Raw genomic sequence first — 6,749 nt, 5'->3', positions numbered from 1 at the left:
AAGGTTAAGCAGGCGCTCGATCAAATCCGGCTTGGTAAAACTCCGGATAAGCACGAATGGCTGTTTAAAGTGTAAAGAAAATGTTGGTTTTTATTTGTTTTTCCCAATAATTTAGGAAGAGGTATCAATTTATTTGGAATTAAATGCTGTTGCAATTACCTTTGCCGTCCCAAAAAATTAAGGTTAAGAATGCCTACAATACAACAATTAGTTAGAAATGGCCGTGAAATAATCAGGGCAAAAAGCAAATCTAGGGCTTTGGATGCCTGCCCTCAGCGCCGTGGCGTTTGTACAAGGGTTTATACTACAACTCCCAAAAAACCAAACTCTGCCCTGCGTAAAGTAGCAAAGGTGCGTTTAACCAATAAAATTGAGGTAATCGCCTATATTCCGGGTGAAGGCCATAACCTGCAGGAGCACTCAATCGTGCTTATTCGCGGTGGCCGTGTAAAAGATTTACCGGGTGTACGTTATCATATTGTACGCGGCAGCCTTGATACTGCTGGCGTAAAAGACCGCAAACAGAGCCGTTCTAAATACGGTACCAAGAAAGAAAAAGCAAAAAAATAATTAAATATTCATCATTATAAGCGATGAGAAAAGCACAAGCAAAAAAATTACCCTTAGCGCCAGACGCTCGTTTTAACGATAAACTGGTTACACGTTTTGTGAATAACCTAATGTGGCAGGGAAAGAAAAGTACTTCAATCACTATATTCTACGATGCAGTTGATAAAGTGAGCAAAATAACCGGCGAAAACGGTTATGAAATTTGGAAAAGAGCTTTACAGAATGTAACGCCCGCTGTAGAAGTGCGCAGCCGCAGAATTGGTGGTGCAACTTTTCAAATACCTACGGAAGTACGCGCAGACCGTAAAATTTCTTTAAGCATGAAGTGGCTTATCCGTTACAGCCGCGACCGCAATGGTAAAACAATGGCTGATAAACTGGCTAACGAAATCATTGCTGCCAGCAAAGGTGAAGGCGCTGCTTTCAAAAAGAAAGAAGATACGCACCGTATGGCAGAAGCTAACAAAGCTTTCTCTCACTTTAGAGTATAAAAGTATCCTTACATTATAATAAAGCTCCGCATTTGCGGGGCTTTTTTTGTTTATAAATATCTACGACGTGTAATAAAACAGTGGTTAAAATAAAAAAGTTCATGTTATAAAACATGAACTCTTTCCTGATTGAAAAAATGCTTTATAATGTTTTCAAAACATCATTCATATTTCTCACAGCATCTGCACTTTTGCTAAATGCTGCTTTCTCTTCTTCATTTAAATCAATTTCAACAATCTTTTCCCAGCCGTTTTTACCAATAACCACAGGCACGCCAAGACAAATATCATTCTGGCCATATTCTCCATCTAAATAAACGCAGCAGGTAAATAATTTTTTCTCATCCCTGGCAATGGCTTCAACTAAAGCTGCGCCTGCCGCACCGGGTGCATACCATGCAGATGTGCCGATGAGCTTGGTAAGCGTGGCGCCCCCAACCATGGTATCAGATACGACTTGTTTTTGCTGATCTTCACTTAAATATTTGGTAACCGGAACGCTGTTCCATGTTGCTTTGCTTATTAAAGGAATCATGGTAGTGTCGCCATGACCACCAACAACAATGGCGTTCAAATCAGCCGGGCTGCAGCCGAGATGCTGGCTCAACTGGTACCTGAACCTTGCACTATCCAGAGCACCGCCCATACCAATTATCCTGTTTTTAGGCAATTCGCTTGATGTAAGCGCGAGGTAAGTCATAGTATCCATCGGATTGCTGATAATAATAATGATGGCATTAGGCGAATATTTTAAAATGCTGTTAACTACGCCTTTTACAATACCAGCATTGGTCCCAATAAGTTCTTCGCGGGTCATGCCTGGTTTGCGGGGCAGGCCTGATGTGATAACGACAATATCGCTGTTTGCAGTTTTAGCATAATCGCCGGTGCTGCCGCTGATACGTGTGTCAAAACCAAGCAGGGCGGCGGTTTGCATCATATCCTGGGCTTTGCCTTCGGAAAGACCTTCTTTAATGTCAAGCAATACAACTTCATGCGCTATCTCTTTACGCACAATGTTATCAGCACAGGTTGCACCCACGGCGCCTGCGCCTACAACAGTAACTTTCATATATAATTTTTATGGTGAAGAATCATTTTGGGCTGCAAAGGTAAGCGCAAAAAATATGTTTGCCCATTTCATAAGAAGAATAAAAAATTTTCCAATTTCATTGCAGTTTTCACATTGAAATTTTTAAACGCAAGAAATATATTTTAGCTTTGCATGACCACTGAGAAATTTCTTCTCTCCGGTCACCGGAAATCTAATCATAAAATAAGATTGATGAAAACAAACACAGTATTTGCTGTGCGGGTTTTCTTTTTTTGTTGAATAAACATATATGCAGTACAAATGATGCGACGCAATCATGTTTAGCAGATTTACTGCTGCCGGTAACAAAATAAAACACCAGGGCACAGCGCTCAAACATTAAATTATTATAACTATAAATAATTAAGTTATGGCAAAATATATTTTTGTTACCGGTGGTGTAACAAGCAGTTTAGGTAAAGGCATTATTGCAGCGTCGCTTGCAAAACTATTGCAGGCAAGGGGTTTTAGGGTAACCATTCAAAAACTGGACCCTTATATAAATATAGATCCCGGCACATTAAATCCTTATGAGCATGGTGAATGTTATGTAACCGAAGATGGCGCCGAAACTGACCTTGATCTTGGCCACTACGAACGTTTCCTGAATATTTATACTTCACAGGCAAATAATGTTACTACAGGCAGGATTTATCAGACCGTGATTGATAAAGAACGTGCCGGTGAATTTTTAGGAAAGACCGTTCAGGTGGTTCCGCATATTACGGATGAAATAAAACGCCGCATGGTATTGCTGGGCAACGATGGCAATTACGATATTGTAATTACTGAAATTGGTGGTACGGTTGGTGATATTGAAAGCCTGCCGTTTATAGAAGCGGTGCGCCAGTTGCAATGGGAATTGCCTGAAGGTGATGTGTGCGTTATTCATCTTACTTTAATCCCTTATTTGCGTGCAGCCAAAGAATTAAAAACAAAACCAACGCAGCACAGTGTAAAGATGCTGAGTGAAACGGGTGTGCATCCTGATATTATTGTTTGCAGAACAGAAGAGCCTTTGAATAATGATTTAAAGAAAAAGATTGCTTTGTTCTGCAATGTAAAGCCGGAGGCCGTTATTGAAGCAATGGATGCTTCCACTATTTACGAAGTTCCGCTTACCATGCTGCGTGAAAAGCTTGATATAATTACTTTAAAAAAATTAAATACAACACTTGTTCCCGAAGCAGACCTTAAAAACTGGAAAGCTTTTCTTGATAAGCTGAAATACCCGAAGAGTAAAGTAAATATTGGACTTATTGGCAAGTATATGGAACTGCAGGATGCTTATAAATCTATCCTGGAAAGTTTTATACATGCGGGTGCTATGAATGAAGTAAAAGTAAACGTGATAGATGTACATAGTGAAAGCTTAAACAAACAGAATGTAAAAGAAAAGCTCGAACCTCTTGATGGCTTACTGGTTGCGCCGGGTTTTGGCAAGCGTGGCATTGAAGGAAAGATTATTGCCGTGCAATATGCCCGTGAAAATAATCTCCCTTTCTTTGGTATTTGTTTAGGCATGCAAATGGCTGCCATTGAATTTGCCCGCAATGTGCTGGGTATTGAAAAAGCACATTCAACAGAAATGGACCTGCAAACACCTGACCCGGTTATAGATATGATGGAAGAACAAAAGAAAATTAAAAAGCTGGGCGGCACCATGCGGTTAGGTGCTTATCCATGCGAAATAAAACCGGGCACATTGGCGCATCGCATTTATGATAAAACATTAATAAGCGAAAGACATCGTCACCGTTATGAATTCAATAATAAATACCTTGACCAGTTTGAAAAGAACGGCATGATAGCAAGTGGCATTAACCCCGATACAAACCTTGTTGAGATACTGGAAGTAAAAGATCACCCTTTCTTTATCGGCGTTCAATACCATCCCGAATTAAAGAGCACGGTTGAAAAACCAGCACCTTTATTTGTTGAATTTGTTGCCGCTGCTAAAAATTATAATGAAATGCGCAGTGAAATAAAAAATCCTTTGCTGCAAAGCGAAATGATATAAGCTTAATCAACCTCTCTTCGCAAATGAAGAGAGGTTCATGCTCCTTCAACTGTTCTGTCGCAGGCTTCTATATTGCCATGCAATTCTGCATTAAACATATCAGCATTTAATAAATCTTCAAGCAGTAAATGCATGCGGTAACGCCAGTAATACTTTGGAATGGCCGGTACATTAATGCGTTCTTCGTTCGGATTCTGCCTGCGTAGTTCTTCGCTCATGCCGAGAATGTCCTGCAACTGGAAAATGCTCCACATAGCCGGTGAATATAAATGCTGAATTATAACTGCACGGTTAATCCATGGTTCACAGAAATAAGGCGCATCGCCCCACTGGCCAAGCTGGTAATTAAAGAAACGCTGCGTTTTTGCGCGGTCTTCCTCCCACCAGCCACGAATAGTATTCATGTCATGTGTGGATGGCGTCACAACACTTAAATAGGGTGCATCATCCGGATGAAAAAATTCGCGCTCAATCTGCTTGGGCATGCGTTGAATTTCAAGGCTGAGCAAACCAAGTTGCTTCATTACTTCAGGAACGGAACCCGGCACGAGGCCAAGGTCTTCACCACAAATAAGCATATTGGTTGAGCGCTTCAAAGCGGGCAGTTTTTTAAGCGCTTCTTTTCTCCAGAATTCATCCTGCCGGCGAAAGAAATAATCAGTGTATAGTTCCTTTAACTGGTTTTGTGTATGCTGGTCGAGATATTGAAATGATTTGGTTGTCTCAATTGAAAAGCGAAAATGAAACTGCTGCCCGTTTGTGCCTTCTGCTTCAAATAAAATAACATTGGAAATAAGGTCAAATAATTTTTGCTTTATCCAAATATCAGGTTCGGCCGTTTCAAATGCCGTAAAGTGTTCCTCTACCTTTCGTTGTGTTGCATATTCGTCGAGCAGGCTGTAAGTGCCGTCCTCATTAGCTTTCAGGTATGTTTGTTTGAAGTGTGCAGCTTCATCGCCTACCTCATCATGCAGCAGTTGATCGGTAATATAAGGTTTGCTATAACGCACATAATCAAACCAAATATTTCTTTTATGAAACTCGTGCACATGCACAGGTATGCATGGCTCAAAATGTCCCATAATGCCCTCTACCGCATGCATGGGAATGCTCCAGATGCGGAAGAAACCAAGAATATGATCTATGCGGAAAGCATCAAAATAATAACTCATCTGTTCAAAACGCTGGCGCCACCAGGCAAAATGATCGGCTTCCATTTTCTGCCAGTTGTAAGTAGGAAAACCCCAATTCTGTCCTTTTACGGCAAAATCATCCGGCGGTGCACCGGATTGTAAATGCATGTTAAACAAATCAGGGTGCTGCCAGGCATCTGCGCCATAACGGTAAATGCCGATTGGAATATCGCCTTTAATGATTATACCTTTTGCATGTGCGTACGCCGTTGCATCCTGCAGTTGCAAATGCAAATGATATTGTATGAAACAATGCAGTAAAACCGCGTCAGCCGTTTTTGCACTATCGAATAATTTGGTTACCTCATCTGCGTCAAAGATTTTGTGAGCCGGCCAGTTATTAAAATCGGAGGTATTATACAAATCCCTGTAATAGCAAAAGGCCGAATATGGAGCCAGCCAATGCTGGTTCTTTTTATAAAAGGCTTTGAAAGCGGCCGAGGCAAAAGTTTCTTTTTTCTGCAGCGCATAAATTTCTTTCAGCAGCTTCCATTTCAAATTGTTTACTCCTTCATAATCCACGGTATCTTTTTCATTAAGGGCCAGTCTTTCTTCTTTAGCTGCATCTAATAATTTTTTATTTTTCTTAGTGGCAAGCGCATCCGGGTTAATATACATAGGATGCAATGCAAAGGCTGAAATAGCGGCATAAGGGTAAGAGTCGCTCCACGTGCCGGTTGCATTGGTATCATTCACCGGCAATATTTGTATTAACTGCAGGCCGGTTTTTTTGGCCCAGTCAACCAACAATTTTATATCAGCAAATTCACCAACGCCCCAACTGTTCTTGCTTCTTAAACTAAATACCGGTATGGAAACGCCGGCGCCTTTCCAGGTATTATCGGGCAGAATAATAAACCCGTCGTTAACGATGCTTATTTTGTTTTTAGCAGCCGCATGCGCCTGGAAGAGTATCCGGTTTTTGCCATCTTCATAACGAAGGAATTTCTCACTAATGGTATCGTAAACGCCATATTTATATATAAGCGGGAAATCGACTTTGGTAAGATCAAGTGAAACACTGTGAAAATCTTCGCCTGTTTTCCTGCTTAACAAGACAGGAGTTTCTGCCGTCCACTTTCCTGTTTCTGCGGCAGAGCCCAGGAGGCAAATGGTTTCTCCCTTTTTTAATAAGGGTGCTTTTATCCTGAACTGGTGTGTAAATTTCCTGGGCTCTTTAATTTTTACTTCAGCATGATTGTTTTTCAGTAATACATTTTGAAAAGGTTCGGTATAAAATGCATTATCGTAATAACCGGCAAAATTCCACGAATCGGCAATTAATACTTCTTCATATTTAAATAAACCGGGCATGAGTTTTTTATCATTGCCCCAATCGTACATAACCGAACCATCTTGATTCTTTAAAATATAATTGTACT

Annotated in this window: 5 protein-coding genes; 3 read left to right on the top strand and 2 right to left on the bottom strand. The window is 40.7% G+C overall.

Features of this window, described 5'->3' with window-relative positions:
- Positions 1-189: 189 nt before the first annotated feature.
- Together rpsL and rpsG are read left to right on the top strand one after the other, a co-directional pair.
- A complete protein-coding gene (gene rpsL, locus ACTHN6_RS18605) occupies positions 190-570 on the top strand; it encodes a 30S ribosomal protein S12 (RefSeq protein ID WP_090657165.1) in 381 nt (126 codons plus the stop codon).
- Positions 571-593: 23 nt separating this feature from the next.
- A complete protein-coding gene (gene rpsG, locus ACTHN6_RS18600; protein WP_090657162.1) occupies positions 594-1,061 on the top strand; it encodes a 30S ribosomal protein S7 in 468 nt (155 codons plus the stop codon).
- Between the two features lie 142 nt (positions 1,062-1,203).
- Here the strand turns inward: rpsG and mdh are convergent, their stop codons facing one another.
- Positions 1,204-2,133 (bottom strand): malate dehydrogenase, encoded by a 930-nt coding sequence (mdh, locus tag ACTHN6_RS18595; protein WP_440437279.1) that lies wholly within the window; start codon positions 2,131-2,133, stop codon positions 1,204-1,206.
- 391 nt (positions 2,134-2,524) lie between these two features.
- Between mdh and ACTHN6_RS18590 the strand changes: the two genes are divergently transcribed.
- The gene (locus ACTHN6_RS18590) at positions 2,525-4,174 is read left to right on the top strand and encodes a CTP synthase (RefSeq protein ID WP_440437278.1); all 1,650 of its coding nucleotides are present in this window, start codon (positions 2,525-2,527) and stop codon (positions 4,172-4,174) included.
- A 35-nt stretch (positions 4,175-4,209) separates the two neighbouring features.
- On the opposite strand, the gene ACTHN6_RS18585 is transcribed toward ACTHN6_RS18590, so the two are convergent.
- Positions 4,210-6,749 (bottom strand): 4-alpha-glucanotransferase (locus ACTHN6_RS18585; RefSeq protein WP_440437277.1); only part of this gene is annotated, 2,540 nt, incomplete at its 5' end.

Origin of the sequence: Parafilimonas sp. (assembly GCF_051953455.1) — a bacterium.
In the GTDB taxonomy this organism is placed as follows: domain Bacteria; phylum Bacteroidota; class Bacteroidia; order Chitinophagales; family Chitinophagaceae; genus Parafilimonas.
The sequence above is the reverse complement of the archived record's forward strand: the minus strand, read 5'-3'. Positions and strand labels throughout refer to the sequence as shown.